Origin of the sequence: Paenibacillus cisolokensis, from assembly GCF_050481165.1 — a bacterium.
In the GTDB taxonomy this organism is placed as follows: domain Bacteria; phylum Bacillota; class Bacilli; order Paenibacillales; family Paenibacillaceae; genus Paenibacillus_AH; species Paenibacillus_AH cisolokensis.
The window spans coordinates 48,135-72,586 of the sequence record NZ_JBCNFP010000064.1 but is presented as its reverse complement, the minus strand read 5'-3'; the positions used below and the strand labels follow the sequence as shown (position 1 = coordinate 72,586).

Below are 24,452 nucleotides of genomic sequence, written 5' to 3'. Positions count from 1 at the left end.
CGTCAGGCTATATCTTTCACGACGATACAATTGCGCCCTTTATTTTTCGCTTCGTAAAGCGCGGCATCGGCCTGGGCAAAAAGTCCCAGCAAGAAATCTTTGGCGTCGTCCAGCGCCACGCCCGGACGAGCATCCTCCGCGCTGCGGATGCAGAGCACGCCCATGCTGATCGTCACCGATACGAGCTGGTCTTCCCCGCCGGCGCCGACGGCGTTGTGCTCAACGGCCGCCTTCACCCTCTCGGCCAGTCTTACGGCTTGCGCCGAAGTCGTATAGGGCAGGTAAACGGCAAATTCTTCGCCGCCGTAGCGGGCCAGAATATCCGTCCGGCGAATCGTGCGCCTGACGATGTCCGCCGTGCTGCGCAGCACTTCGTCGCCGACCAGATGACCGTAGCTGTCGTTAATCATTTTGAACAGATCGATATCGAACAGAAACATGGCAAAAGGAATACGGTAGCGGACGTTCGTTACCACCTCCCGCTCAAGCTGCTGCAGCAAATAGCGGCGATTGAAGCAGCCGGTCAGCGCATCGGTAACCGCCATCCGCTCCAGCTTCTGGTTCGCCTGAAACAGCTGGTCCTGCATCAGAATCAGCTCGCGGTTGCGCTCCTGCAGAACCGCGTTCTGATCGTTCATCTCCTCCATCAGCCGGCGGTATTCCGTCACGTCCTGAAACGTGATGACGCGGCCGATCAGCGTATTGCGATGATTCAGAATCGGCGTGGAATGCAGCTCATAATGGCGGCTGCCGGCCGTCGCGATCTCAACCGAGGCAGTCGCCATCGCATGCTTGCGCAGCATGGAGAAAAACGCCTCCATCTGCGTACGGGAAGACGAAGACAGCGAGGAAAGCGCACGAAGGTCGAATTTGTCGCCGATGTTCACCGGCAAGATCGAGCGGAGAGCCTTGTTCATCTCGATGACAACATTATGCTCGTCGAGCACGAGCAGCCCGGTAGACATTGTATCGATCACGTCGCGCTGCGCGATATTGATGATGTCGAAAGCGCTGTACCGCGTAACGGCCAGCGCATAGTAAATGCCGGCTAGGGCCAGGCCGGCGGACAGGACGCTTTGCGCCTGATGAAAAAACATGGCTGCGGCAAAATCGGCCAAACCGAAACCGGTCAAAAGCAGCATCCCGTAAAGCGCCGTCACGACGAGCCTGCGATGGCGGGGCGAAGCGTCCCGACGAAGCGTGGAAACCATGGCGTATATCGAAACGGCAAAATAGCCGGCGAGCAGCACGGGCATATAAATCAATAGCGGCCCCGGCCGATACCAGAAGGAAACGTCCGCATCGCCGGTGTCATGGCCGATATATTGAAAAAACAGTTCGTTCGGATTGCATATCAGCCCTGCGGCCGTGATGGCGGCGGGTAAAAATATGACGATCAGATTGCGGGTTTTCAACAGATAGGATTCGCCGACCAAAAAGATGGTGAAAATATACCAGAACGCTCCGAGCAGAGCGATGCCGACGAAGGCAGCCGTCAGGTAGAGCAGTTGAAATTGCGGATCGTCCGTCTGGCGCATGGCAAACTGAAACAGCGGCCACAGCATCATGAAAGAATGTACCGACAAGTACATTTTGTGAAGTCCGGTTATGACGCTCGATGCGAAAATGTAAACGAAGGTACCGAGCAAAACGAGAAACAAGCCGAAATTTACCCACATCTGCACGTCCAAAAAGGCTCACCCACTCGTCTAATAGCCATTCCTATCCATTGTAGCATACCGCCGATTTAACGGACAATGGCGTCAAACCGCGGCTACTCGCGGCTGGAAAGCCATGCGCCCGCCTCCGCCTGCGCCAGCCCTTCCTCCACTTCCTCACGGGGCAGGCCGCCGGCGGCAAGCCGTTCGTCGGGGAGCGGAAGCAGGCGGCGATAGAAGGCGACCGCCTCGTCCAATCCCGCTTCGCCTTCGGCAAGCAGCTCGTACAGCCAATTCTCGGCCTGGTCGTACCGGCCGCGCGATTCTTGCCAGTCCATCACCAGCCGTTTGGTTGCCGCCGGCAGCTCACAATCGGACAGCTTGAGCAGCAACCGCTCGGCCTCGGCATCGGAATCCGCCAGCACCTTCGGCGCATCAGCCGCCGCCAAACGCGCAAATAACTGCAGCGCCTTGAGCTGAAGCGGGTAAGCGCGCGCCCCGTCGCCCATCTCCTCGTAAATTTCGCTTTCCTGCCTTAGCAGAAGAGCGATCGCCTGTATATTTTCCGCCTCCATTACGCCGTTTGTCGTCATCATGCCGACGATATCCTCGTCCGACAGCGAGCGGATAAGCCGGCCGTTTAACCGGAAGCGGCTGTCGAGCAGCTCGTCGATGACAAGCAGCGCCTCTTGATGCCGCATCTGGCGGCGCAAGCCCATCACTTGTCCGATCGCGGACGCGACCTGCTCGATCATCCGCATCAAGTAATCGCGCTGCAGCATGGCCGTGCCCCCTACACGTTTTCGACGAACGAGTGGATCGCTTGCGCCACTTCGGCCGGCGACTCGATCATGCCCATATGGCCGCAATTCTGGATGATCCGTTTCTCCGTATCCGGACCGTGCGCCGCGAAAACCTTCTCCGGCGGAACAATGCCATCCTCGGCCCCCGCTACGAGCAATACCGGCACACCCGTCCGCTCCAGCACGGCCCGCCGATCCGGCCGTTCCCGCATGCCGCGCGTAACCGCCGCCGCGCCGTGCGCGCTTGCGCGATAGCCGATCTCCTTGACGCGCTGCACCGCCTCGGCCATCGTTTCCAGGTGGCGCGGCGCGAACAGCTTGGGCGCAAGTCCGTCCACGACTTCCCGGAGACCGCCGGCGAGAATCGACTCCGCCGTCTTGAGCCGGTTCGCCTTGCCCGTTTCGTCGTCCGGCAACGGCGTCGAGTGGACGAGTCCGAGACCGGCAAGCCGGTCCGCGTGCCGCTCCGCAAACGCCAACGCCGTATAGCCTCCGAGCGAATGCCCGATTACAATGGCGCGGTCGACCTCCAGCGCATCCAGCAGCTCGCAGACGTCATCGGCCAGTTGCTCCATCGTATACGTCGGATCGCCGGGAGCCGACGACCGTCCGTGTCCCCTCAGATCGGGGATAATCAGCCGGCCCGCGCCTTCCAGCAGCGCGGGCATATTTTCCCAGTAGGCGGAGCTGCCGCAAAATCCGTGCAGCAGCACAATCGTCCGCCCGTCTGCCCGACGGCTTCTTCCGGAATCCCAGTAAGCGCAGTTCAATCCGTTCGGAAGGTTCAGTCTGGCTTCGGCAAGCGATATAGCGTCCATTTGCATTCTCTCCTTTCGTCTATTCCCATTATGTACCGTCCGGTTCGTTCCGAATCGTCAAGCGCAGCTCGCGTCCGTCCCGCGCGCTTCGCGTTCCGCCCATCCAGGCCGCCTCGATCGCATCCGCGGTCTCGACCGCCATGCGTACGACCCGGTACAGCGATGCCGACTGGATCGACCAATGCGGCTTCGCCCCCCGGGCGTTCACGACTCCGGCGATGCCGTAATCGCCGAGCGGCGGCAGCTTCAGGCCAATCCCCCGTCCCGGCTCGACCGGGCCTTCGGACACGATATATTTGCCGACCGATTCCGGTCTGCCGAGACATGCGTCCACTGCGACAACGACGGCCCCGGCAGGGAGCGGAACGCTTCCCGCCGCCAGACGCTCCGCATCCAGCGGACGCGCAAGCGTGCCCGTCACATGCGGCCAGCCGCGTTCTTCCAGCAGCGATCCCACCCACGGCCCGTACGAGTCGCCGGCGGAACGGTCCGTTCCGATGCACACGAAAGCGACGGCGCTGCGATCCGGATACGACGCGGCAATCTTGCGCAGAAATGTCTTAAGTCCGTCTGCTCCTGTGCGGCGCGCGGACGCGCTCCCCCATTCGCGCTTTATATCCATCATCCATTCCGCCTTGTCATACCAACTTGACGCTACGATTTTGAACGGACGACTATCGGCCGTCCGTACCCGATATTGTACCGGAATTGCCCCGTCCGTTCAACGAATGCACCGCCGGCGGACTCTTGAATGCGCCGCCGGCGGACTCCGGAATGTGGCGCTGCGGCAGGGGGCGTGTTACAATGCCAGTATGATCACAAAGGAGGTAAACCGATGCCGGATTTGGACCATGCCACTCGTGAAAATGTCGATTTTATGATCGAAGCGATCAAATCGAAGCTGAAAATGGCTACTGCCGCCGCCATGCAGCCGGAACATTTTGACCTCGGCAAATACGAGGACATTCGCGATTTGTACGACATCGTCGCCTCCAAGTCGAATTTCAGCATCCGCGAAGTGGAAGCGCTTGTCTCGGAGCTGGGCAAGTTGCGCAATCGTTAGTCGTCTCATATTTTATTACAATATATCCCATAAAATATGTTTATTCGACAAAAATGTATGAAGCAACCGAATATTCGACGCGCAAAAACCGGGGGATCGGCAAATCCCCCGGTTTTTCGTCAATCGCTCTCCTGTTCGCTCCGGTCGGTCTCGACCGGTTCGGCCGCCTCGATCGACAGCTTGACGGTGACGTCTTTCTGTTCGCCTTTCAGAAAATGCGCGATCCGCTCCAGTTTGTCCGCCAGCTCGGGTCCCGTCAGCGTGACGTTAAGCTGGTAGTTGAACCGGTCGGACGGCAGCTTCTGTTCGGCCAGCTGATAGATCGGCTGCGCCGCCCAGGCACGGTTTTGGCCTGCTGATCCCCCCGCCATGATCTGATCGGGAAAAAATTTGTCCGACTTGTTGACAACCCGCTCGTAGATGCGCAGCTTCTTGAGCAGCATGTAATATTGGGCCGAATGTTTGAACCCCCACGCTTCTCTTATATCCTTCAACGTATACTCCGTCTTCCAATGCTTCAGCTTCTCCACCTGTTCGTCCGTATCCAGCTTCAAAAATTCGTCCAACGGCATAATTGCGCTCATAATCCGGCCCTCTTTCATGTTATTTTTGATTTTCATTACTTTTTTTAAAAGTGATGTTTTTTATCTGATTTATATAAAAAATACCATAATAAATGGTCATGTACAATTTATATTTTTTTAATAATTCCGCATGAAAAAAGGAAGCCCGAAAGCTTCCTGCTTGCCGCAAATCGATACCTGCCGCTTCCGCGATCCGGCGGACGCAGCGGCATAATCCGTTCAATACAGCACTTCCCGCAAGCCGGCATGCGCCAGAAATCTGCGGAACGCCCGCTGGCCTTCCTCCGTCCGCTTGTAAACGCCGGCATCCTCCAGCACGCGCAAAAATTTGTCTCCCGTCGCCGACCGCGTCGCGCGCAGCGCTTCTTCGGGCGACAGCGCCGTCCCCCATTCGGCTACAAGCGCCGCGATCCAGTCCGCATGCGCGTGAAGCGGATGCGCCGCATCCCGCACCTCGGACTCGTTCCAGACGGCGGAGCCGGACAAATAAGCGGCGATCTGCTCGAGCTGCGACTTCAGCCTTCCGGGCAGCACCGCCAGCCCCATCACTTCGATTAGCCCGATGTTTTCCTTTTTCACGTGATGCAGCTCGCGATGCGGATGGAAAATGCCGTCGGGATGCTCCTCGCTCGTCCGGTTGTTGCGGAGCACCAGATCGATCTCATATTCGCCGTTGTCGCGGAGACGCACGATCGGCGTAATCGTGTTATGGGGCGTTCTCGCGCCGTTCCGCTCCGTATAGGCGAGAATGTCCGCTTCCGCGTCGCTGTAACCTCGCCATGCGTCCAGCAGACGGGAGGCCGCTTCCAACGCTTGCTCCCGGTTCGTACCGGCGACGCGCACGACCGACATCGGCCATTTGACGATGCCGTACCGCACGTCAGGCAAGTCCGGATGGGCGAATAGCGCTTCGACAGGCGCCTCTTCCATCGGAAACGTATGGCGCCCGGCTTGAAAATGGTCATGGTTCAGAATCGATCCGCCGACGATCGGCAAGTCCGCATTCGAGCCGATGAAGTAATGCGGGAACTGCTCCACGAAATCGAGCAGTCTCTCGAACGTCGCGCTGGAAATTTGCATCGGCACATGTTCCGAATGGAACACGATGCTGTGCTCGTTATAGTATACATACGGCGAATATTGGAAAAACCATTGCTCGCCGCCAAGCGTTACCGGCAGCACCCGCAAGTTTTGCCGTGCCGGATGGTCGGCGCGGCCCGCATAGCCGACATTGTCCGCACAGAGCAGACATTTCGGATAGCGGCTCGGCGGCAGCGACTTCAGCATGGCAATTTCTTTCGGGTCCTTCTCCGGTTTTGACAAATTGATCGTAATTTCAAGCTTGCCGTACGGCGTTTCGTGCAACCAGTATTCGTTCTTCTGGATCCGGTCCATCCGGATATAGTTCGCGTCGATATTCAGCCGGTAGAAAGCGTCGGTCGCCGCCATCAGCCCTTCCGTTTCGGCGCGGCGCCGAAAAGCGGCGGCCGTTTCGGACGGACGGGGCATGAGCAGCCCCATGATGCGGGCATCGAGCAAGTCGCGATACGTCGTCGTATTGTCCGGAATCAAGCCGATCGAGTAGCCGTAATCGAGCAGCGGCTCCAGCAGCGGAATTGGACTGTCCAGCCGTTCCTCCGGCAATTCCCCTTCATAAGGAGCGTCGAAGCCGAACAGGTGGAGCAGCGCGTTGCGCGCATACGGCTCGTCAAGCGGCTCCGTCATCCCGCGCTGCCGCGCGAACCGGACGAGGCGCTCGATCAGGACAAGCGCTTCCTCCGCATTCGGAGGTGCCGCATAAGTTGTCATGATGCATCGCTCCTTAGTTGCCGTTGTATCCGTTCGGATGTGCCTGATGCCATTGCCATGCGCTGCGGATAATGTCTTCCAGCCGTTCCCGCTTCGGCTGCCAGCCGAGTTCGCGGCGGGCGCGCGCCGAAGAAGCGACGAGCACCGCGGGATCACCGGCGCGGCGCGGCTCCGTGACGACCTTGATGTCGCGCCCTGTCACGTTGCGGGCAATTTCGATCACTTGCTTGACCGAGAAGCCGTTGCCGCTGCCAAGATTGTAGACGGCGCTGTCCCCGCCGCCGCGCAGCCGTTCCACCGCCAGCACATGGGCGTCCGCCAAATCGCTGACATGGATGTAGTCGCGGATGCATGTGCCGTCCGGCGTATCGTAATCGTCGCCGAACACCGAAATATGCGGACGTTTGCCGGCGGCCGCCTGCAGCACGATCGGCACCAGATGCGTTTCCGGATTGTGGTCTTCGCCGATCCGGCCGCTTTCATGCGCCCCCGCCGCGTTGAAGTAGCGGAGCGAAACGTATTTGATGCCGTGCGCGATATCGAACCATTTCATCATTTTCTCCATGGCCAGCTTCGTCTCGCCATAGGCGTTCGTCGGCAACGTCCGGTCGAGTTCGTCGATCGGCACCCGTTCCGGTTCCCCGTAGGTTGCCGCGGTGGACGAGAAGACGATCCGCTTGACGCCGTGCCGGTTCATGCCTTCCAGCAGGCAGAGCGTTCCGTATACATTATTATGGTAATATTTCCCCGGGTCCTTCATGCTTTCGCCGACCAGCGAATTGGCCGCAAAGTGAATAACCGCGTCGATTTCGTTTTCGCCGAACACTTGGTCGACGACGTCGCGGTCCCGCAAATCGCCGACATACAATTTGCCGCCGAGCACCGCCTCCCGGTGTCCCTGCTCCAGATTGTCCAGCACGACGACGTCCTCGCCGCGCTCCAGCAGCGCCGCCACCGCATGCGAGCCGATATATCCCGCTCCTCCCGTTACCAATACAGCCATGTTAAACCCCTCCTGTCATTTTTCGCCCTGTCGTCCGACTATCCCCCGCTGCCGGTTACGACAGCTCCTCTACGCCGTTGCCGATGCTGCAGACGTAAAATTCCGCCGTCAAACCGGTCGCTTTGTTATATTTTCGCCCGACCTCTTCCTTGAACCGTTCGATGCTGTCCTCATGCACAAGCGATACGGTGCAGCCGCCGAAGCCGGCGCCGGTCATCCGCGAGCCGAGCACGCCCGGCACCGAGCGGGCCGCGTCGACCATCGCATCGAGCTCGGGACCCGTCACTTCGTACAGATCGCGGAGCGAATCGTGGGAACCGTTCATAAGCCGGCCGAAAGCTTCAAGATCGTTCGCTTTCAGCACCTCGATCGATTGAAGCACCCGGTCGATTTCCTCGACGACGTGTCGCGCCCGCGCGCGCACAGTATCGTCGGCGATCAGGTGCGCGCTTGCGTTGAATTCGGAGAGCGACAGCTGGCCGAGCAGCGTCAGATTCGGATAGGCCCGCCGCAGCGCTTCCACGGCCCGCTCGCACTGGCTGCGGCGTTCGTTGTATTTGGAATCGACCAGTCCCCGGCGTTTGTTCGTATTGCCGATGACCAGCTTGTAGCTGCCCGAGCGGAACGGAACATGCTCGTATTCCAGCGTGTCGCACATCAGCAAAATGGCGTGATCCCGCTTGCCGTTCGCGACGGCGAACTGGTCCATAATGCCGCACTTGACGCCATTGAATTCATTTTCCGACTTTTGCGCCAGCTTGGCGATTTCGACCGTATCGGTATCGTATCCTTCCATGCGCAGCAGGCCGTAAGCCGTTACCACCTCGATCGAGGCGGACGACGAAAGCCCCGCGCCGTTCGGGATTTCCCCGTGATACAGCATGTCGTAGCCGCTGCCGAACGTGTAGCCCCGGCTTTGCAGCTCCCGCACGATGCCCTTCGGATAGTTCATCCAATCGTCCGCTTCGTCATAGACGATCGGCTCCAGCGGCAGCTTTTTCTTCAGCTCGAAATTGGTCGAAGCAAGGGCCAGCTGCCTGTCGTCCCGTTTGCGGATGAGCAGCGTCGTCCCGAACGTAAGCGCGGCGGGAAAGACGTAGCCTCCGTTATAATCGGTATGCTCGCCGATCAGGTTGACCCTGCCGGGCGCATGAAATACGCGAACGCTTTCGGCATCGCCGCCGTAAAGCTGCACGAATTGTTCCTTCAACGCTTGAATGTTCGCCATACGGTCATCACGATCCTTTTCATCGGATTATGGTCTGATAGTCTCAGTATAGTCGATAACCGGCGGCGGCGAAATGGCGGAAAGTGCTTCTTGCATGGAGAAATGTGACTTCTTGCGAATGGGTATCGTCAAAATATGCTACACTGATAGAAACGAAAGTACCGCAATGATGGCGATTTATTGCCGCTGCTGCCATATCGTTCAAGGAGGAATCGCAATGGCGGAACCGTACTTTTATCGGGTGGCGTCGAATCCCGTTTCGATCGATTACGGCGAACTGAATGTGCTGTTTGCCGGCGAAAGCCAGACCCGGCCGGGACATCGGATCGGACCGAGAGTGTACGACTTTTACCTGATGCATCATGTTCTGTCGGGCAAAGGCTCGTTTCAGTGCGGGGATGACGTCTATACGATCGAGGCCGGCCAAACGTTCCTGATCGAGCCGGAACGGCTGGTCCGTTATGCGGCGGACGATGATGAGCCGTGGCATTACCGCTGGGTCGCGTTTGCCGGAGAGCGGGCCGCCGCGCTGCCCGCCTCCGCCGGCTTGTCGGCCGCCCGGCCGATCGCCGATACAGGCGGCAACCGCCGTGTCCCCGTCCTGTACCGCCGCATACTGGAAACGTTCCGGAACGCCGGCGCGTTCGCGCATCTTCGCGCGGCCGGCTATCTCCACCTGCTGTTCGCCGAATACGGCGAAGCCCGCAAGAACGGCCGCGAGACGCTCCGCCAAGGAAAGGAAAGCGAACGGCTGACGCAGCAAATTATCCACTACTTGTCCACCCAGTATGCGGAGCCCGTCACAATCGAAAGCATGGCCGAATCGCTAGGCTACAACCGCGCCTATCTGTCCCGCCTGTTCAAGGCGCATACGGGCATGACGCCGATGTCGTTCCTGCTGCGGCTGCGCATCGACAAAGCCCGCCAATTGCTGCGCGACCGTTCCGAACTGACGATCGAGCAGGTCGCCTCGTCGGCCGGTTTTCGCGACCCGCTGTACTTCTCGAAGCAGTTCCGGCGCGTCTACGGCCAGTCGCCAACCGCTTACCGCGACTCGCTGCGCGAAGACGACGTCTAGCGCGGCTCGGCGGGCGGCCGGGTGCGGGGCATGGCGCGGGCCGACCGCGCATTTCGACATAGAAGGTTGAAATGGTGTGGTCATGACTCTCCGGCATGATCCGTACGGAACGGAACGATACCGTTTCAAACGGATCTCGGATGTTTAAATATATGGAACAAATATCCGAAGGAGATGGTGCATATGAGTCATGAAACGCCTGATACGGCAGTTCACGCCAACCATGTGAGCGGGAACGGCGGTCTGTGGAAAGGAATGCTGATCGGGGGCATCATCGGCGCCGCGGCCGCTTTGCTGTTCGCCCCGAAGCCGGGGCGAGAGCTGCGCAAAGACTTGCGCGAAAAGTCGATGGAGGCGGCCGATTACGCCAAGCGTCAAGCCGCAACGCTCGCCGATCAGGCCAAAACGGCCGCTCAGGCTGCCGGACGCCAGGCTTCGGCGCTGACTTCCAAAATGCAAGAGCTAGCCGTTCGCGCGAAGCAGCAGACGGCGGACGAAGTTGCCGCGGCGGCGGAGGCAGCCAGTCAAGCTATCCGTCACGCCGGACAGGCGGCGGACAATCTGACCGATCAAGCCGCAGCGGCGGCGGAAACCATTTCGCTGCATGCCGAAGCGGCCGCCGGCGAGGTCGCCAAGAACAAGGAGGAAAAAAGCTGAAAAGTTTGCCGGAGAAGAACGGACTACGGATAATGAAACGGCTAAAGCCAAAAAAACGGCTCAAATAGAACGGTCTAACCCGGACACAACGGGAAAGGAGTTGATCGTATATGATCCGCTATCATGCCGGAGACATCGACGGCGAACGGTCATGCGCCCGTACGGCCGGACAAGCCGGCCGCAGGCATATGTCCGTCGATCAAGCCCGCAACGGCTCGATGGTCCAGGACTTGCAGGATATGAAGCGGCTCGGCCACGATATGAAACGGATCAAAACGAACAGCGAACTAAAAGCCGAAGGAATGATTCCCGATCCGATTCAGGAGTGACGGCGCCGGCGCTTGAAAGCCGGGACCGGTTCCGGCTAATGCCGCGAGCCCGGTCTCGCTTTCCGTTCATGAAGGAAGCGGGACACGCACTAGGGACTGGCTGTCCCCGCTCCGTCTCCGGAACTTCCCGGCTCCGCTTGCCTATATAATTTGTTCCGCGCCGCAGCGGCGAAATACCGCTTCGGCGTCGCCTCCCGGGCTCAAGTCGGGCCCGCCCGAGCCGTCGTCAGCGCCTTCCGATTCGGCGACGACGACGGCAGCGCCGTTCTTCAATGCGTCCCGGCACGCCTTAGCCTCGTTATCGTTCAAACCGAGCGACTGCAGCACGCCTTCGTAGCGATCCTCGTCGCCGAAGAGAACGCTTGCGATGGCGAATCCCCCTGCTCCCGCGGAATATGGCCCCCCGCTTACCTGCGTGCCGCTGCCGACCGCGCCCGGAACCGCCCAGATCCCTATTCCGTCTCCATACGGCCAGGCGCGTTCCGGCCCCTCGGCCGCCAATTCCTCCAGCTCATCCGCGTCGATATCCGTCTCCGACTCGATCCGCCGCGATCGTTCCGCATCTTTGACCAGCACCTTGATCTCCTTCTTGTCGAATCCTTCTGCCTGAAGCGCTTCGACAGCGTCAATCGCCGATTGCGCTTTGCCGAATATCCCGATAGTCCGTTTCATGTTTCAACCGCCTCCTTCCGTTGTTGGTATGCCCCAAATTATGGGTGGCAATTCCGGTCGACACCGTATAGGCCAGAGATCCCGAAATGTTTAACATCCCCAAAATGCTCCGTTTCCGTTTCAGCGGTTTACGCGCCGGTTAAATATAGGTTAAGCGTGTGCGGGTTATGCGTGTATAGGTTAAGCGTAAAATGCAGGACTGAGCCAGCAAAGGGTCGAATGGTATAGGCAGCAACCTCGATCCTTTAACGATACTGATTCAGGAGTGGAATATTTATGAAGCAACCTGATAAATTCAGCATGCGAACCGAAACGCAGGAAGGCCGATGCATCGTCTATATGGGCGGCGAGCTCGATCTGGAATCGGCAGCGCAAATGCGCGCCGCCATGGCCCCTCTCGTCGAGTTGACGGACCGCGAGCTCGTCCTTAATTTGCGGGACCTGGAGTATATCGACAGCACGGGCATCGGCATCCTGGTATCCGTCGTAAAGGCGAGGCACGCGAACGAAGCGCCCTTCACCGTCGAAGCGATTCCTCCGGGAATTCGCAAGCTGTTCGACATGACCGGCATCACACCTTTTTTGATCACGAGCCAGCAGACATGAGCCAAGAAAGGATCGAAAGCGCAATGAAAGCGAATGGCGAAATCGTAACGCTTCAAGTACCGGCCGAAGCGGAATATATCGATCTGGTTCGACTGACCCTGTACGGCATCGCTTCGAAGATCGGATTTTCTTATGAAGAAATCGAAGATATGAAAGTGGCGGTGTCGGAGGCGTGCAATAACGTCGTGCTCCATGCCTACAGCGATGCTCCGAACGGCCGGGCTTCCGAAAGAAATCCCGGACATCGGATGGAGATACGATTTATCAGGCTGAACGATGCCCTGTCTATTATTGTAAAAGATGAAGGACGCAGCTTTGATGCGGATGCCGCTGCACGAAAGGCTGAGCCGCTGCACGGCAAGTCTGTCGGCGAGCTGGAAGCCGGAGGCCTGGGACTTTATCTTATGCAGGCGTTAATGGATCAAGTGGAGGTGCATAGCGAGACAGGTACCGAAGTCGTCATGACCAAACGCCTGGCCAAAAGTGGGGAATTGGCATGAACATGGAACCGGCAAGACAAAAGCCGTCAAACGGCACGGCTTTAATTATGGAATACCAGCGCAATCCTTCGAACGAGCTGGCCGCCAGATTGATCGAACAATACGAACCGATGGTCCGGATGGCGGCGGGGAAAATCGCACGCAACAGGCCGGATCTGTACGAGGATCTGTATCAGACCGGCCAGATGGCGCTTTTGCGTCTGTTTGCCCAATTTGACGTATCGATCGGCATGCAGTTCGAGCCGTACGCCATGAAGAGCATCATCGGCCATATGAAAAATTATTTGCGCGACAAATCGTGGTACATCCAGGTGCCAAGGAGGATCAAAGAGAAAGGGATCGCCGCCCAGCAAACGATCGACGAATTGACCGTCCGGTTGGAGCGATCGCCCAAAGTGGAGGAAATTGCAGAGGCGATGGAGCTGTCTGTCGAAGAAACGCTGGAAATTTTGGGCGGCCGGGATTTGTATCATTACGTCTCCCTCGACACGCCCATATCCGAAGAAGACAGCCCGACCACGTTCGGAGAACTTATCGGCTCTCCCGACAACGATTACGACCAGGTGGACAAACGGATCGATCTGCAGACCGCCATGGCGCAATTGAAGCCGGAGGAGCGGCAGGTGCTGCAGCTCGTATTCGGCGAAGACTTGTCCCAACGTCTGATCGCCGACCGGCTCGGCGTATCGCAAATGAGCATTTCCCGCATTCAGCGGCGGGCCATCGACAAACTAAAGCGTTTGCTTGCCGGCCAGAACGCCGCAAATTGATCTACGCCCGTTTCGTGCTCCGATATCTTTCGCGTGCTCCGTTCTATTGCATGCTACGGTTCTTTCTTATGTTCGGTTCTTTCGCTGCTCCAGCTAAAGCCACCGCCTTTCCAAGCGCCAATCCGCACGGAGATCGGCCGCTTCGCCTGACCCCCGCTGCCGGAAACGCCGGCACGCTCATTTGACCGTAATCCAGACCAGACACCTGTCATCGGGACGCTCCGGGCGAATTTCCTCGAAGAACGCCGACTGCCAGGCTTCGGGAAAACGGAGCACGTCTTCCCCCAGCCGGTCCAGCATCGTCGCAAACCGGTTCTCCTCCGGCCCGTCCACGGCCTCCAGCAAACCGTCGGTCATCAGCACTAGCCGATCGCCGGGATGAATGTCCATCGTCTGTTTCTCGATCGCGATGTCCTCGAACAGCCCGATCGCCGCGCTGCCGCCGCTCAGCAATCCGGCCTGCCGCCCTTCCCGCAGCAGAAGTCCCGGAGGATGGCCGGCATTGACGTATTCGACCGACCCTTTTCCCACATCCACAACCATATAGATCGCGGTAAAATAATATTGAATCAGCTGATCGTCAAATTTCAACTGCAGCGCCCGCCGGTTCATTTCGCGGATGACAAGCTCCGGCTCCGCCAGCTTCAGCATCGCATCCTTCAGCAAGGACGCGATGAACATGCAGACGAGCGAAGAGGAGATGCCGTGCCCCATCGCGTCGATCACGGCTACGCCGTACCGGTCTTCGCCAATCCGGTGCCACGCGTACAAATCTCCGGACAGCTCTTCCGACGGTTGGTAGACCGCATCGATCGAGATGCGCTCTTCCTCCACCGGCGAAGGCAGGACGGCACTCTGCACGCTCCGGGCGAGCCGCAGCTCTTCCCTCAATCGGCTGTCCCGTTCTTTGCGCCAATCCTTCTCCTGCTTCAGGCGAAGCGCGGAGCGGATGCGCGCGAGCAGTTCGATCCGGTTGATCGGCTTCGTCACATAATCGCTTGCCCCGGCATCCAGCGCTTCCGCCAGCTTCTTCGAATCGCCCCAGGCGGTCACGATAATAATCGGGATGTCGCGCAGCCGCTCGTGCCGCTGGATCACCCGGCATGCGGCAATACCGTCGATTCGCGGCATCATCATATCGAGCAGAATAAGATCGATGCCGGGGTCGGCTCCTCCGCTTCCGGGCATCTCGTCGCCGCGCTCGTCCAGGCCGAGCATGCCGAACAGCTCCATCGCCGAGGAGGCCGCCCGTACATCCTGGTATCCGGCCCGCTTCAGCATTTCGTGCACGACCGTAATATTCATGGCATTATCGTCAACAACTACGATTCTCATCGTTCATCTCCTTAACGGCGAAGCAGGCGGACGGTTTGGACGGCCACATCGAGCCAGTCTAGCCATCCCGGAGGCGGCGCGGCCTGACGATTCCGCAGCGCATGGCGGTCCGTCCCAAGACCGGGGGAACCGGGCATCGCGGAAGCCGGATCGCTTCGGGACGCTCCGCCGCCGGCAATGCCCGACCGTTCCCCTGGCGCGGCCTTCGCCTCCATGCGCGCGGCGGCCTTGTCGGCCTTCGTCTTCAGCAGGGATGCCCAGCCGGCGGAAACTTCATGCGCCGCAGCCGTAATTTCCCGCAATGTCTCGCCCACATTGCGGAAGGATGACATTAGCGGGTCGACCGCATCCAATTGCCGGCCAGCCCGTTCGGTCAACCCGCTTAGGCTGGAAACCAGCTTCTCCACATCGTCCTTCCATATCCGAACCGCATCCTGCACTTCCCGCAGCGCTTCGCTCGCCCTTTCCAGCGATGTCCGGGCTTGGCGCAGCGTTTGTACGAAAGCGGCTGTCAGCACGGCGACCGACAAGGCGATAATCAAAACGGCAATTTCGAGCAGCATACCAATCCTCCTTCGGGGCTTTACGATCATATCCGCGATATGATCATTTCCGCGATGCGGTGCTCGCCGCATCAAGCTGCGCTAGTAAGTAGTTACCCCTGCCGCTTCGCCCTGAATCAACGAATCCGCGGTACGAAATTTACAAACGAACGGGAAGGCCGGATGCCGCAGAACGGTTCGCCGCAACCGTCACCCGGTGGGTCATCCACGCGTCGCGATACGTCGAGCGAATGCCGGACGCATCGCCGGTTCGCACCGCTTCGATGAACGCTTCATTCTCGGCGCGATACGGATCCCGGCGGCCCGTCGTTTCGACTGTCTGATCCGGAAGCAGCAGCCGTAGCGATTGCGGACCGATCTCCGCCACGCCGCCGTCGGTGTACAGATGCAGTTCCGCCCGTCCGCCGGACGGAATGAGGCAAGTGTTGCTGATGCTCGCCACCGCGCCGCTCGCCAGCTTCAACGTCACCGTTCCGACATCCGCCACCGTCGCGTCCGGCGTATTCGCCCTTCGCGCGTAAGCGGCGAAAACTTCGGTCACCTCGCCCAGCATGTAGCGCAGCAGATCGACGATATGCGTCGTCTGCTCGACGAATTGGCCTCCCGACGTTTCGGTTTTGCGCCACCAGGCTACACCGGGCATCGAGCCCATCCAGCCGCCGACCGCCATGCCGACGGTGCGGCCTTCCAGCCAACGCTTCGCGGATTGTACCGTATCCATGTAGCGAAAATGGTAACCGACCGAGGTGATGAGTCCCCGGCGCTCGACCAAATCCGCTATGGCGGTCGGCGTCTCTTCGTCTACGCCGAGCGGCTTCTCGACGAGAAACGGAATGCCGCGTTCGGCCAGCTCTTTCTCCATATCCCCGTGCGCGAACGGCGGCACGCATATATAAGCCGCATCCAGCTTGCAGCCATCCAGCATCTCGCGCACATCCGCATACGCGGCCGCTCCTGCGAACCGCTGCGCCGCCCTCTCCGCCTTCTCCCGGCTTGTCCCGCAAAACGCCGCCACCCGCACGCCTTCCATGCCGGCTAGCAGCTCTGCGTGTTTCATGCCGAACCATCCGGTTCCAATGATGCCAACCCTGATTGTCATCCGCCGATCCCTCCTTTGTCTAATGCGTCTTGCTATCTTTCTTATTCGCACCGGACGGCCCCGCCTCCTTCCTTTTCTCCAAATTGCCGCTGGCGGAAGGAATCGGGCGGGCCGGAAGCGAACCATAGTTTCATAACGACTGATAACGACTGCTGCGGCAACGGAACGATCCGGAAGCGGCGAGGAGGGATATCGTATGGAATTGGTAACGGCGGAAGAAATGCGGCGGATCGACCGCCATACGATCGATGCGATCGGCATCCCGGAAATAGCGCTTATGGAAAACGCAGGGAGGGCGCTGGCCGATGCCGTCGTCCGTCTCGTCAGACGGACCGGCTGGCACGACATGGACGCCATTCTGCTGGAAGGCTCCAAGGAACCGGATGCTGGTGAGGCCGGATGGGGCGGCGGCAAGCCGTGGGCGGTGCTGGTCGGCAAAGGGCATAACGGCGGCGACGGCCTGATCGCCGCCCGGCATCTGGCGCTGCGGGGCGTGCCGGTGCGCATCATTTACGCGACGCCCCCGGAGGAGCTGCGCGGAGAAGCGGCGCGGCAGCGCGACATCGCCGAACGGCTGCAGCTGCCGGCCGGCGTCTATGCCCCCGGCGCCGTCGACTGGTCGGCCATGGGCGGCATCGTCGACGCGCTGCTCGGCACCGGAACGGGCGGAACGCCGCGCGAGCCGTACGCCGCGCTCATTCGCGAGGCGAACGCGAGCGGGCTGCCGATCGTCGCCGCCGATCTGCCGAGCGGCCTCGATCCGGACACGGGCCAGACGGCCGATCCGTGCATCCGGGCGACGCTGACCGTGACGTTCGGGCTGCCGAAGCGCGGTCTTGTCCAGTATCCCGGCGCGGAGGCCGCCGGGACGGTGCTCGTCGCGCCGATCGGCATTCCTGTCGGTCTTGCGGCGGAGCTCGGCGTCAGCACTTGGCTGCTCACGCCGGAGACGCTCCGGAACGTGCTGGACGCCGATCCGGATACGCCGCGGCAGCCCGACGGGCACAAAGGGACGTACGGCCATGTGCTGGTCGCCGCCGGGACGCGCGCGATGAGCGGCGCCGGGCTGCTCTGCGCGACGGCGGCGCTCCGTTCCGGGGCCGGACTCGTCACCTGGGCCGTCCCCGAACTGCTGGCCGAGTCGCTGATCGGCGCGCAGCCCGAGCTGATGCTCGCCCCCGTCGCCGACGGCGGCCGCGGCGACTGGCTGGCCGCCGACCCGCTGGAGGTGGCCGCGATGGCCGCTAGGCGCGACGCGCTCGTCGTCGGCCCCGGCCTCGGGCGCGTCCCCGGCAGCGGCGTCGACGGCCGCGGCTGGCTGCGCCGCCTGTGGGAGGCGCTGCCGCCGGAACTGCCGCTCGTCGTCGATGCCGACGCGCTGAACCATCTGGCCGAGGCGGGCGATTTCGCCGCCTGGCCGAAGCGCCCGGACGCGACCGTATTCACGCCGCATCCGGGCGAGCTGGCGCGCCTGACCGGCCTGCCGGCGCGCGACATTCAGCGCGACCGCATCGGCGTCGCGCGCGAATACGCCCTGCGGCACGGCGTAACGCTCGTGCTGAAGGGCGCGCGCACCGTCGTCGCCGATCCGTTCGGCGACGTCTACGTGAACCCCACCGGCAACCCGGGCATGGCTACGGGCGGCACAGGGGATGTGCTCGCCGGCGTCATCGCCGGGCTGCTCGCCCAAGGGTACCCCGCGACCGCGGCGGCGGCGCTCGGGGTGTACCGGCACGGCGCCGCCGGCGACCGGGCGGCGGCAAAGCGCAGATCCCCGGCTTCGCTCATCGCCGGGGATCTGCTCGCCGAGCTGTAAACTCGTACGGCCGTATCGAAAAAGCATCGGAAAAGCGTCGAACAGTCACCAAGAAGTCATTGGAAGTCATCGGAAGTCCCCGGAAAAGCATCGGAATGCATCGGGACAACATCAGGAAACTATCGCGACTGCGGGCGGCCTTCCGCCATGCCGGTCAGCCGCCGGACGTTTGCGCCATGACGACGACGTCTTTGCGGCGGCGCTCCGGCGCAATATCCCACCATTCCAGCCTGCCGCCGCGCACCCTGCCTTCCACGACCGTCCGCCCCGGCGCATGCAGCCGAAAGTCGACGTCCCATTCCATCGGCCAGGCGGGGAGCAAATAAATCGCCTCCCCCGCCGATTGCAGCAGCATCTCCTGCAAGCCGATCATCCCGGTGCCGCCCCAGTTGTGGTCCGGCAGCCAATCGTGCCCCGGCCCCCAGAAGGCGGGGAACCGGCATTCGCCGTCAGCCAGCTTGCGGATCGCCATGTCGGCCGCTTCTTCGGTCAACCCGAGCCGGGCGCAGAAGATGCCGTCCTGATGCCAGCTGATATGATTTTTTTGCTCCGGGATGTCGCTGCCGTACCGCCAGGTGTCGATCGCGACCTGCAGGTCGTCGCGCCCGATGCCGTACTGCCCGTAAGGGAAGACGGGATACAGCTGCGGCAGCTCGACGTTGATGATCCCTTGCCACCGCTTCGCGGGCGCGATTGTGCGCCGGCCTTCCCGCTCGCGAAACGACAGCGGCGGGATACGGTCCAGCAGCTCGCCGAAGTAGGTCCGGCGCCCGCCGTCCAGCAGATCGTCCGGCAGCTCCAGAACGGCGCGGACGGTCGCATCCAGAGCGGAGACGACGTCGGCCGGATTCATCGCCAGCTTGTAGGTTTCGCCGGCGGTCGACGGGAAGATGACGAGCTTGCCGTCCTCGTCGAGCCGCTTCACCGCTTCGCGGCTGTACATAAGCTGGTAATGCTCGTCAAAAAAGCGGACCGCGCTTTCGATCAGCGGCAAATAGGGGCGGATGTCGCCGCCGCTGAACTTCCGGTACTGCAAAATCATGAACGCGAATTCCAGTTGATTCACATAATGATACTTGATCCACGGCGATATCGGCTCCGTCGGATCGTGGAACGGCGTCCGGCGATGCACCAGGTCCGGGCTGTCCGGCCATCCCCAGTTCCAGCCGATCGTCAGCCCGAAATTTTCCACCTGCTCCGTGAAGGAGCAGCCGCCGTGCCCCCAGTACACCCGGGTGCGAAGCTCGGCGTTGCCGAGCGCCCGCCGGTAAAACTCGAACTGCGGCTTCATCATGTCCCAATCGCCGCTCGCGAGCATCGGCCAATACACGAGCCGCTGATTTTGCGCCGTAAAGGCGCCGCCTCCCCAGCGGCGGAAGTCGGCCGTCTCCTCTTCCCAGGCCGGATCGCGCAGAACATGGACGGGATCGCTCGTGAACAGGCCGCCGTTGAATTTGGTCGGATATTCGCCTCGAGCGTTGCAGCCGAGCATATAGCGGAACAGATTGTAGTTGCGCCCTACCTGCCACGGCCGCTCGTCGGCGAGCCGCCGATCCGGATCGATGACGATCCGGCTGCGCTCCCAGAAGGCGCGCCACCATTGCCGCGACTCCTCCTCGGCCCGCTCCGCGCTCTCCTCCGCCTCCGCCAGCCGCTCGTCAAGCTTGCCGCGCCACGCTTCCAGGCTGTCCGCCTGTTCGCTGTGCAGGGCGATGACGGCGCGATGCCGCTCCCGCGCTTCGTCGCTCGCCAGCTTCCATGCCTTGAACGGCGTTTTCAGATAGACGCCTTCCTCCGTGCCCGCCGGCCGCATGCCGTCGCCGCGCATCAGGCCGCCGAACGTATAGCGGTATTGCGGATTCCACAGCCGCTCCCGATGATCCCCTAATCCTTGCAGCTCCACAAGCTTGTCGAAGACGAGCGCCTCGTCCCGGTTGCGGTGGAAGAAAAGCACGCCTTCCCCGTCAAATTGCACGCTGTCCGGATACGTCATCATCGCGCCGGGGTAGCCCACCATACTCGTCGCGCACATGCGGCGGGGATGGGGCACTTCGCGTTCCCGGAACCGCCAGCTTTCGTACGCGAGCAGGACTCGAACCGGACGATTCGCCTCGACATTCAGGCGGACGACCGGCCGCAGCGCGTCGACCCGGACCGCGACCGTCGCGGCCGTGCCGTCCGCCAGCGAGCCGGCGATCTCGATGAAGCCTTCCCGCAGCTTCAGCTCCTGGCGAAACGACACCCCACCTGTGAAGGGGTTCGGATCGAGCCGCAGACGGACCCTGCCGAGCTTCAGCATCTGATTGTTCTCGTCGAAGCTTCCGCTCCGGTCGATATAGAAGCAGATGTCGCCCTGCTCGACCCAGACGTTCAGTCCGACGTCGTGGCCGCCCGCCGGCATGCTTTCGCCGGAATGGCGGCTCGGCGTCTCCCACACGACGTTGTACGCCTCAAGGTTCATCGCTTACTCTCCTTGCTTGGTCGCGTCATATGCTGCCTGCATAATCTCCAGATAGCGCTTCAGATTCAGATTGTCCAGTCCTTTGACGTATGCGTCCCAGTCTTTGTCCAGATCTTTGGAGCCGGTGACGAATTGCAAGGCGTTCTGATCGATGTAATCCTTGATGTTCGTCTTCATCATCGCCGTTTCGTCCGCGACGGCCGGATCGATCCAGATCGCCCAGTGCGGGAACACTTCCTCGGGCTCCTTCCCTTCATACAGATTCGTCGCTTCCTGAAGACGGCGTTCATAGCCTTGCGACGAGTAAATGTCCTTCTCCTGCACCCATCCGTCCCGAAATTCCTTCGGCTGAAAATATTGCGCCATCGAGCCCCATGCCGAGTTGCGCGGCGGATCTCCCTCTTTGCCCGGAATGGCGGCCAGTATCGGTTCGGCCGATTCCTCGTTCGCCACATCTCCCTCCTGCGGCCGCCGCCAGTCGACGCCCTCTTCGCCGAAATGGGCGCGAATTTGCCCCTCTTCCGTAAACATGTAATCGAGCATTTTGATGGCGGCCACCTTCGCTTCCTCGCTCGCCTTGTTCGTCAGCACGAACGTCGCGCCGGGATCGCTCGGATAGTTGTAAGTGGCATACGATGCGTTCGGTCCCTGAAGCGGCGGCAGCGGATTGTAGTCGGCCCCGTATTTCGAATCGGTGCCGGTCGTCACGAATATGGCGGGATGCATCGCCGCGCCGGCGCCGAGAATTTGCGCGCTTTCGTTGTCGCCGATTTTTTTGAACGCTTCGGCGTTCTGGGTGAAAGCGCCCGGATCGATCAGCCCGGCATCGAACATCGATTTCACGAACGCAAGTCCCTGCTTCCATTCCTCCTTGTTCGCGGCGATATCCACTTTGCCGTCCTTGACCGTCAAATACGTCCTGTCGTCGTTATAAATGAAGCCGTTCATGATGAAAGGAATGATATGCACGCCGTATTCCTCGATCGAGCCGCTGAGCGGCACTTCGTCGGGCTTTCCGTTTCCGTTCGGGTCGCGCGTCTTGAAGGCGGTCAGCACCTCTTTGAATTCGTCGAGCGTATTCGGCATGTCGAGCCCCAGTTTTTCCAGCCATGTCGTATTGATCCACATTTTGTTCGGATAGGAGCAATGGAAGCATTCGATCAGCTGGGTCAAGCCGTAGATGTTGCCGTCGGGCGCCGTGTTCATCGCCCGGTAGTACGGAAAATTGTCGAGCGCCGCCTTGATATTGGGCGCATGCTGCTCGATCAGATCGTTAAGCGGCACGATCACGCCTTGCTGCGAGAAACGGATCAGATCCGTCTGGGAAAACTTGTCGACCCACGGAATCAGCATGAACAGGTCCGGATAGTCGCCGCTGGCCAGCGCAATCTGGCGCTTCTCGGCCGCCCCGTCATACGGAACCGTCTCCCATTGAAAGCGGATGTTGAATTTCTCCTCCACCAGCTTGGTGAACGAGTTCGACTCATAGTCGGTCGTCGCGTCCTGTTGGGCGAAAATGCGAATATTAACCGGAGCTCCGCCCTCCCCGGCCGCCGGCTCCGACGGCTCCCGCGACCCGCCTTTGTCCGGCGAACACGCCGTCAGCGCGAGCGCCGCAATGAGCAAAGCCGCCATCCAGCTCGCCATCTTCCCTTTCATTCGTGGACCCTCCTTTTTATTCGGCATTGTTCGGCATTATTCAGCATGATTCGGTATTATCCGGCCCCGTTCGCCAGAGCCGAAACTTCATCTTCCGCCGGCCATCATCCTTTTACGGAACCGATGAGCATCCCTTGGACGAAGTAGCGCTGCACGAACGGGTAGATGACCAGCACCGGCAAGCTTGCCACGACGATCAGCGAATATTTCATCAGATCGGCGAGCTGCTGCCGCTGCACCATTTCCGACGCTTCCATATTGCCGGTCGACGTGTTGAGAATCAGGATGTTGCGCAGCACCAGCTGCAGCGGTTGAAGCGACTGCGATTTCAGATAAATGAGCGCATCGAAATAGGCGTTCCATTGGCCGACGGCATACATGAGCACGAGCACCGCCACAATCGGCTTGGAGAGCGGCAGCACGACGCTCCACATGAACCGCAAATCGCTGCAGCCGTCGATTTCGCTCGCCTCCGCCAGCTCTTCCGGGATGGACGTCTGGAAGAACGTCCGGGCGATGATGACCTGCCAGACGGCGACCGCCTGCGGAATGAGCAGCGCCCAGCGCGTGTCGATCATGCCGAGTTCCTTGACGACCAGATAGGTCGGTATCAGTCCGCCGGAGAACAGCATCGTGAACGTAATGAAGACCATGACGAGGTTCCGTCCGAAAAACGTTCTTCGCGACAGCGGATACGCGAGCGCCACCGTCATCGTGACGCTGATGAGCGTGCCGAAGACGGCGTAAAACAGCGAGTTGGCATAGCCCGTCAGCACCTGGGAATTGCCGAATACCGCCCGGTATCCCGCCAGCGATAAGTCGACGGGAAACAGCCACACCCTGCCCGACGATACGGCGAGCGGACTGCTCAGCGACGAGCTGACGATGAACAGCAGCGGGTACAGAACGGCGGCGAGCACGGCGATCAGCAGCGTGTAGACGCCGATGAGAAACAGCCTGTCGCCCGGCGATTCCCGGATGCGCCGACGACTCGTTGCCATGACGATCACCTCTTTCGCAAGGGGAATGGGATTACCACAGGCTGTTGCCGGACACTCGGCGCGCGAAGGCGTTGACAAGCAGCAGCAAAACGAGATTGACGAGCGAATTGAACAGTCCGACGGCGGTTGCAAAGCTGAAATTGGCGTTGAGCAGGCCGATTTTGTACACATAAGTCGCAATAATTTCGGATGTGCTCAGATTGAGCGGATTTTGCAGCAGGTAAATTTTCTCGAATCCGACCGCCATGATGTTACCGACGCTCAGAATGAGAATAATGACGGCGGCGGGCAGCAGGCCGGGAATGTCGACGTGGACGATTTTTTGCCATCTCGATGCGCCGTCGACTTTCGCCGCTTCGTAGAGCGACGGGTCGATGCCGGCCAGTGCGGCAAGATAGATAACGGCGGAATAACCGGTATTTTGCCACACGTCCGACCAGACGTAGACCGAGCGGAACAGGCCCGGTTCGCCGAGAAAATTGATCGCACCAAGCCCGAGCGACTGCAGCGCCTGATTGACGATGCCGAGCCGCGGCGCCAGCAGCAGCATAATCATCGAGACCATAACGACGGTCGAAATGAAATACGGCGCATACGTCACCAGCTGTACGGCGCGTTTGAAGAAGCCGGAACGAATTTCGTTCAGCGCGAGCGCCAAAATGATCGGAATCGGAAAACCGACCGCCAGATGATAGATGCTGATGAACAGCGTATTTTTGATGAGCGTCCAGAACACCGGGTTTCCGAAGAACAGCTCGAAATGTTTGAACCCGGCCCACGGACTGCTCCATATGCCCTTTACCACGCTGTAGTCCTTGAAAGCAATGACGGCGTTCAGCATCGGCACGTACTTGAAAATGAGAAAATACAGAATGGGCGGCACAACGATCAGATAGAGCTGCCAGTGGCGGCGCACGCTTCGGCGGGCGACCGTTACCGC

General features: G+C 60.4%; 24 protein-coding genes. 8 read left to right on the top strand and 16 right to left on the bottom strand.

Annotation, left to right across the window (positions count from 1 at the left end; all coding sequences use genetic code 11):
• Window positions 1–2: 2 nt before the first annotated feature.
• The 4 genes from ABEV74_RS11755 to yyaC all read right to left on the bottom strand — a co-directional run bounded on the left by ABEV74_RS11755 (window position 3) and on the right by yyaC (window position 3,904).
• Window positions 3–1,685 carry a histidine kinase N-terminal 7TM domain-containing diguanylate cyclase gene (locus ABEV74_RS11755; RefSeq protein ID WP_430146231.1) on the bottom strand — a complete coding sequence of 561 codons (1,683 nt, stop codon included), beginning with the start codon at window positions 1,683–1,685 and terminating at the stop codon, window positions 3–5.
• Window positions 1,686–1,774: 89 nt separating this feature from the next.
• Window positions 1,775–2,440: a DUF6483 family protein gene (locus ABEV74_RS11750; RefSeq protein ID WP_430146213.1), complete on the bottom strand. Its 666-nt coding sequence runs from the start codon at window positions 2,438–2,440 to the stop codon at window positions 1,775–1,777.
• 11 nt (window positions 2,441–2,451) lie between these two features.
• Window positions 2,452–3,279 carry an alpha/beta fold hydrolase gene (locus ABEV74_RS11745; protein ID WP_062491111.1) on the bottom strand — a complete coding sequence of 276 codons (828 nt, stop codon included), beginning with the start codon at window positions 3,277–3,279 and terminating at the stop codon, window positions 2,452–2,454.
• Window positions 3,280–3,307: 28 nt separating this feature from the next.
• Window positions 3,308–3,904, bottom strand: a complete 597-nt coding sequence (gene yyaC / locus ABEV74_RS11740; RefSeq protein ID WP_430146211.1) for a spore protease YyaC — start codon at window positions 3,902–3,904, stop codon at window positions 3,308–3,310.
• A 210-nt stretch (window positions 3,905–4,114) separates the two neighbouring features.
• Between yyaC and ABEV74_RS11735 the strand changes: the two genes are divergently transcribed.
• Window positions 4,115–4,342: a DUF1128 domain-containing protein gene (locus ABEV74_RS11735; protein WP_062491109.1), complete on the top strand. Its 228-nt coding sequence runs from the start codon at window positions 4,115–4,117 to the stop codon at window positions 4,340–4,342.
• Window positions 4,343–4,461: 119 nt separating this feature from the next.
• Here ABEV74_RS11735 and ABEV74_RS11730 read toward each other — a convergent pair whose 3' ends face one another.
• The 4 genes from ABEV74_RS11730 to ABEV74_RS11715 form a co-directional block, all read right to left on the bottom strand.
• The gene (locus ABEV74_RS11730; protein WP_430146209.1) at window positions 4,462–4,926 is read right to left on the bottom strand and encodes a hypothetical protein; all 465 of its coding nucleotides are present in this window, start codon (window positions 4,924–4,926) and stop codon (window positions 4,462–4,464) included.
• A 219-nt stretch (window positions 4,927–5,145) separates the two neighbouring features.
• Window positions 5,146–6,735, bottom strand: a complete 1,590-nt coding sequence (locus ABEV74_RS11725; protein ID WP_430146207.1) for a UDP-glucose--hexose-1-phosphate uridylyltransferase — start codon at window positions 6,733–6,735, stop codon at window positions 5,146–5,148.
• Between the two features lie 13 nt (window positions 6,736–6,748).
• Window positions 6,749–7,738 (bottom strand): UDP-glucose 4-epimerase GalE, encoded by a 990-nt coding sequence (galE, locus tag ABEV74_RS11720; protein ID WP_430146205.1) that lies wholly within the window; start codon window positions 7,736–7,738, stop codon window positions 6,749–6,751.
• Window positions 7,739–7,793: 55 nt separating this feature from the next.
• On the bottom strand, window positions 7,794–8,966 hold the full coding sequence (locus ABEV74_RS11715; protein WP_430146203.1) for a galactokinase: 1,173 nt from the start codon (window positions 8,964–8,966) through the stop codon (window positions 7,794–7,796).
• Window positions 8,967–9,183: 217 nt separating this feature from the next.
• On the opposite strand from ABEV74_RS11715, the gene ABEV74_RS11710 reads away from it, so the two are divergent.
• The 3 genes from ABEV74_RS11710 (at window position 9,184) to ABEV74_RS11700 (ending at window position 11,030) form a co-directional block, all read left to right on the top strand.
• Window positions 9,184–10,044: a helix-turn-helix domain-containing protein gene (locus ABEV74_RS11710; RefSeq protein ID WP_430146201.1), complete on the top strand. Its 861-nt coding sequence runs from the start codon at window positions 9,184–9,186 to the stop codon at window positions 10,042–10,044.
• Between the two features lie 183 nt (window positions 10,045–10,227).
• Window positions 10,228–10,701 carry a YtxH domain-containing protein gene (locus tag ABEV74_RS11705; protein ID WP_430146200.1) on the top strand — a complete coding sequence of 158 codons (474 nt, stop codon included), beginning with the start codon at window positions 10,228–10,230 and terminating at the stop codon, window positions 10,699–10,701.
• Window positions 10,702–10,811: 110 nt separating this feature from the next.
• Window positions 10,812–11,030, top strand: coding sequence for a hypothetical protein (locus tag ABEV74_RS11700; protein WP_062491098.1), 219 nt, complete (start codon window positions 10,812–10,814; stop codon window positions 11,028–11,030).
• A 141-nt stretch (window positions 11,031–11,171) separates the two neighbouring features.
• On the opposite strand, the gene ABEV74_RS11695 is transcribed toward ABEV74_RS11700, so the two are convergent.
• Entirely contained in the window at window positions 11,172–11,702 is a 531-nt protein-coding gene (locus ABEV74_RS11695; protein ID WP_430146199.1) for a general stress protein, read from the bottom strand.
• A gap of 276 nt (window positions 11,703–11,978) precedes the next feature.
• Here ABEV74_RS11695 and ABEV74_RS11690 point away from each other — a divergent pair, with 276 nt between their 5' ends.
• From ABEV74_RS11690 to ABEV74_RS11680, 3 genes are read left to right on the top strand one after another with little or no spacing between them, the layout of a single operon-like run.
• Window positions 11,979–12,308 carry an STAS domain-containing protein gene (locus ABEV74_RS11690; RefSeq protein ID WP_062491094.1) on the top strand — a complete coding sequence of 110 codons (330 nt, stop codon included), beginning with the start codon at window positions 11,979–11,981 and terminating at the stop codon, window positions 12,306–12,308.
• A 23-nt stretch (window positions 12,309–12,331) separates the two neighbouring features.
• A complete protein-coding gene (gene rsbW / locus ABEV74_RS11685) occupies window positions 12,332–12,808 on the top strand; it encodes an anti-sigma B factor RsbW (protein ID WP_062491092.1) in 477 nt (158 codons plus the stop codon).
• Window positions 12,805–13,578 (top strand): sigma-70 family RNA polymerase sigma factor, encoded by a 774-nt coding sequence (locus ABEV74_RS11680; RefSeq protein WP_062491090.1) that lies wholly within the window; start codon window positions 12,805–12,807, stop codon window positions 13,576–13,578. Before rsbW ends, ABEV74_RS11680 begins: the two co-directional genes overlap by 4 nt.
• Before the next feature lie 177 nt (window positions 13,579–13,755).
• Here the strand turns inward: ABEV74_RS11680 and ABEV74_RS11675 are convergent, their stop codons facing one another.
• The 3 genes from ABEV74_RS11675 to ABEV74_RS11665 all read right to left on the bottom strand — a co-directional run bounded on the left by ABEV74_RS11675 (window position 13,756) and on the right by ABEV74_RS11665 (window position 16,575).
• Window positions 13,756–14,913 carry a PP2C family protein-serine/threonine phosphatase gene (locus ABEV74_RS11675; RefSeq protein ID WP_430146196.1) on the bottom strand — a complete coding sequence of 386 codons (1,158 nt, stop codon included), beginning with the start codon at window positions 14,911–14,913 and terminating at the stop codon, window positions 13,756–13,758.
• An 11-nt stretch (window positions 14,914–14,924) separates the two neighbouring features.
• Window positions 14,925–15,476 (bottom strand): DUF948 domain-containing protein, encoded by a 552-nt coding sequence (locus tag ABEV74_RS11670; RefSeq protein WP_062491086.1) that lies wholly within the window; start codon window positions 15,474–15,476, stop codon window positions 14,925–14,927.
• A gap of 139 nt (window positions 15,477–15,615) precedes the next feature.
• Window positions 15,616–16,575, bottom strand: coding sequence for a Gfo/Idh/MocA family protein (locus tag ABEV74_RS11665; protein ID WP_062491084.1), 960 nt, complete (start codon window positions 16,573–16,575; stop codon window positions 15,616–15,618).
• Window positions 16,576–16,771: 196 nt separating this feature from the next.
• Here ABEV74_RS11665 and ABEV74_RS11660 point away from each other — a divergent pair, with 196 nt between their 5' ends.
• Complete coding sequence (locus ABEV74_RS11660) at window positions 16,772–18,391, top strand: NAD(P)H-hydrate dehydratase (RefSeq protein WP_430146194.1); 1,620 nt, start codon at window positions 16,772–16,774, stop codon at window positions 18,389–18,391.
• Between the two features lie 154 nt (window positions 18,392–18,545).
• On the opposite strand, the gene ABEV74_RS11655 is transcribed toward ABEV74_RS11660, so the two are convergent.
• The 4 genes from ABEV74_RS11655 to ABEV74_RS11640 form a co-directional block, all read right to left on the bottom strand.
• Window positions 18,546–20,852 (bottom strand): DUF5703 domain-containing protein, encoded by a 2,307-nt coding sequence (locus tag ABEV74_RS11655; RefSeq protein WP_430146193.1) that lies wholly within the window; start codon window positions 20,850–20,852, stop codon window positions 18,546–18,548.
• A 3-nt stretch (window positions 20,853–20,855) separates the two neighbouring features.
• Entirely contained in the window at window positions 20,856–22,511 is a 1,656-nt protein-coding gene (locus ABEV74_RS11650; protein ID WP_430146191.1) for an ABC transporter substrate-binding protein, read from the bottom strand.
• A 104-nt stretch (window positions 22,512–22,615) separates the two neighbouring features.
• Entirely contained in the window at window positions 22,616–23,512 is an 897-nt protein-coding gene (locus ABEV74_RS11645; protein WP_213529385.1) for a carbohydrate ABC transporter permease, read from the bottom strand.
• A gap of 31 nt (window positions 23,513–23,543) precedes the next feature.
• The gene (locus tag ABEV74_RS11640; protein ID WP_430146229.1) at window positions 23,544–24,353 is read right to left on the bottom strand and encodes an ABC transporter permease; all 810 of its coding nucleotides are present in this window, start codon (window positions 24,351–24,353) and stop codon (window positions 23,544–23,546) included.
• Between the last annotated feature and the right edge of the window lie 99 nt (window positions 24,354–24,452).